4 protein-coding genes are annotated in these 2688 nt (G+C 64.1%); 1 reads left to right on the top strand and 3 read right to left on the bottom strand.

Annotated elements, in window-relative coordinates:
* On the bottom strand, window positions 1-349 hold a 349-nt coding region (locus J0I64_RS08470; RefSeq protein ID WP_291407147.1), incomplete at its 3' end, for a DUF4345 domain-containing protein.
* Window positions 349-1179 (bottom strand): NmrA family NAD(P)-binding protein, encoded by an 831-nt coding sequence (locus tag J0I64_RS08465; protein ID WP_291407146.1) that lies wholly within the window; start codon window positions 1177-1179, stop codon window positions 349-351. The genes J0I64_RS08465 and J0I64_RS08470, both read right to left, overlap by 1 nt.
* A 110-nt stretch (window positions 1180-1289) precedes the next feature.
* On the opposite strand from J0I64_RS08465, the gene J0I64_RS08460 reads away from it, so the two are divergent.
* A complete protein-coding gene (locus J0I64_RS08460) occupies window positions 1290-2237 on the top strand; it encodes an AraC family transcriptional regulator (RefSeq protein ID WP_291407145.1) in 948 nt (315 codons plus the stop codon).
* Here the strand turns inward: J0I64_RS08460 and ruvX are convergent.
* On the bottom strand, window positions 2226-2678 hold the full coding sequence (ruvX, locus tag J0I64_RS08455) for a Holliday junction resolvase RuvX (protein WP_291407148.1): 453 nt from the start codon (window positions 2676-2678) through the stop codon (window positions 2226-2228). The two genes, J0I64_RS08460 and ruvX, sit on opposite strands and share 12 nt — an antisense overlap.
* Window positions 2679-2688: the final 10 nt, after the last annotated feature.

Raw genomic sequence — 2688 nt, 5'->3', positions numbered from 1 at the left:
CGAGGCCGAGGGCGAGTTCGAAGGCGCCGGCGGCGAGGAGGCCGGTGGAGGGTATGCCGTCGAGGGCCAGCGAGAGGGCGCGGGCGGTGGCGTAGCCGAGGTAGAAGATCGCGGCGGTCCAGAGGGCAAAATTGCGCCAATGGGGCGAGATGATGCCATAGGCGAAGAAGAGGCCGATGGTTGTCAGCAAGACGCCGGGGGAGCGGAGTTCGCTGGCCAGACTCGGGGAGAGCGTTGGGTCTATGCCATAGCTGCCGTAGAAGGCCACCGGCATGCTGAGCATGCCGAGGCCGACGAAAAGCGCGGTGAGCGCTGCAATGGCGAGATAGGCTTGCGGGAGGCGGATCATCACGCGGCCTTGCGCCAGGCGCCGCGGGCGGCTGCCGCTTTGACATAGTCGGAAAAGTCACGCGGAGCGCGGCCGAGGGCGCGTTGCACGCCATCGCTGAGGCGTTCGTTGCGACCGTCGAAGACTTCGGCGCAGAGATTGGTCATGAGATCGGCGATTTCGGGACCGGCGACCGGGAGCAGGGCGGCGTGGAAGGTGGGGCCGTCGATGGGGACATAGCTGACGGGGAGACCGCTGGCATCAGCGATTTCGGCGGCAGCGTCGGCAAAAGTAAGAAGGCGGGGGCCGGTGACTTCATAGGTTTCGCCATTGTGCTTCTCATCGAGGAGCGCGGCTACGACGACTTCGGCGATGTCATCGACATCGATGAAGGGTTCGACGCGGGTGCCGGCGGGGAGGGCAATGACGCCGTCGAGAATGGACGAGTGGAAAAAGCCTTCGTCGAAATTCTGATTGAACCAGCTGGCGCGGACGATGGTGAAATCGAGGCCGCTCTGGCGGACTTTCTCCTCGGATAGTTCGGCGCCGTGTTCGCCGCGACCTGAGAGGAGGACGAGTTTTTTGAGACCGGCGGTTTTGGCTGCTTCGGCGAAGCAGCGGATGTTTTCCTGGGCTTCGGGGGCGGCGAGATCGGGGACGTAGGTGATGTAGGCGCTCTTCATGCCTTCGAGGGCTGGGGCCCAGGTTTCGGGCTTTTCCCAATCGAAGGCGGGCTCGGAGCGACGCGAAACACCGCGGTGGGGATGGCCAAGGGCCGCGAGGCGGGCGGCGACGCGGGCGCCGGTCTTGCCGGTGGCGCCGATGACGAGAACGGGGTTTTGGGTTGTCATGATGAAAATCTCCTCTTGATGACAGGGGGAGATTTCGGGGCAGCAATCGGGACTATCAATCACGAAAAATCCGCAGTAATTTGCAGATCGTCCAAACTGACGGTGTTGCCATGGATTGCTTTCAGCCTGCGCCGCTTTCCGACCCGCTGGGCGAGGTGCTGCATATGCTTCGCCTCACGGGGACGCTTTATTGCCGTGCGACCATGACGGCGCCCTGGGGCATGGATATGCCGCGACTGAGCGAGTCGATGATGTTCGTCATCGTCACCGAGGGACAGGGCATGGCCGAGGTGGATGGCGAGGAAATCGTGCTCAAGGCGGGGAGCATGCTGGTGCTGCCGCATGGGCAGGAATTTCGCCTGTTGAGTGGATCGGGTGTGGGTAGCGTGCCGCTGTTTGACCTGCCGGTCGAAAAAATCAGCGAGCGCTATGAGATCATGACGCTGGGCGGCGGCGGTGAACTGGTGCGGGCCATGGCGGGTGTGGTGCAGTTTGACCATGTGGCGGGGAAGCGCCTGCTCGATCTCCTGCCACGCAAGATTCTTATCCAGGCTTGGGACGAGACGCTGGATGCCTGGGTGCAGAGCACGCTTGGCCTGATTGCGCGCGAGGCGGCATCGCTGCGGCCGGGCGGGGAAACGGTGATGACGCGGCTGGCGGATATTCTGGTGATCCAGGCGATCCGCGAATGGCTCGATACGGCACCGGAAGCGCGGCAGGGCTGGCTGGCGGCCTTGCGCGATCCGCAGATTGGGCGTGCGCTAGCGCTGATTCATCGGCGGCCGGAGGCGGATTGGTCGCTGGCGGGGCTTGCGAAAGAGGCGGGCATGTCGCGCTCGGGTTTTGCCGCGCGGTTCACCGAACTCGTGGGGCAGCCGGCCATGACTTATCTCGCGCAATGGCGGCTGCATCTGGCGCGGCTGAAACTGGTCGATACGGGGGAGCCGGTGTCGCGGATTGCGAAAGCCAGTGGTTACCAGTCCGAGGCGGCGTTCTCGCGGGCGTTTCGGAAACTGTTTGGAGAAGCGCCGGTGACGGTGCGGCGGCTAGCGGCGTAGGCGATCGAGGGCGCCCTGTAGGATGTAGCTGGCGGCGAGCTTGTCGACGACCTCGGCGCGACGGTCGCGGCGGAGATCGGCTTCGATCATCATGCGGGTCACGGCCGAGGTGGACAGGCGTTCGTCCCAGAACGCGATCGGCAGGTCTAGCTTTTGCGCGAGATTGCGGGCAAAGGCGCGGGTCGACTGGACGCGGGGCCCCTCGGTACCGTCCATGTTGAGTGGAAGGCCGAGGATAAGAGCAACGGCATTGTTCTCGGCGACGAGTTCAATGATGCGCTCGGCGTCCTGGGTGAACTTGGTGCGCTTGATGGTTTCGAGCGGACTGGCCGAATAGCGCATGCCATCCGACACCGCGACGCCGATGGTTTTGGTGCCGAGGTCGAGGCCAAGGATTTTTCCGGTGGCGGGAATGGCTTCTAGCGGATCGGTCTCGGTCACATGGGGCTCG

The sequence above is a fragment of the Devosia sp. genome, assembly GCF_017307565.1.
In the GTDB taxonomy this organism is placed as follows: domain Bacteria; phylum Pseudomonadota; class Alphaproteobacteria; order Rhizobiales; family Devosiaceae; genus Devosia.
Note: the sequence above shows the minus strand (reverse complement) of the source record. Positions and strands in the feature narration are given on the sequence as shown.

Bases quoted from the DNA above. Each gene is read 5' to 3' on its own strand.
- J0I64_RS08465 (WP_291407146.1), bottom strand. From the start codon at position 1,179: ATGACAACCCAAAACCCCGTTCTCGTCATCGGCGCCACCGGCAAGACC.
- J0I64_RS08460 (WP_291407145.1), top strand. From the start codon at position 1,290: ATGGATTGCTTTCAGCCTGCGCCGCTTTCCGACCCGCTGGGCGAGGTG.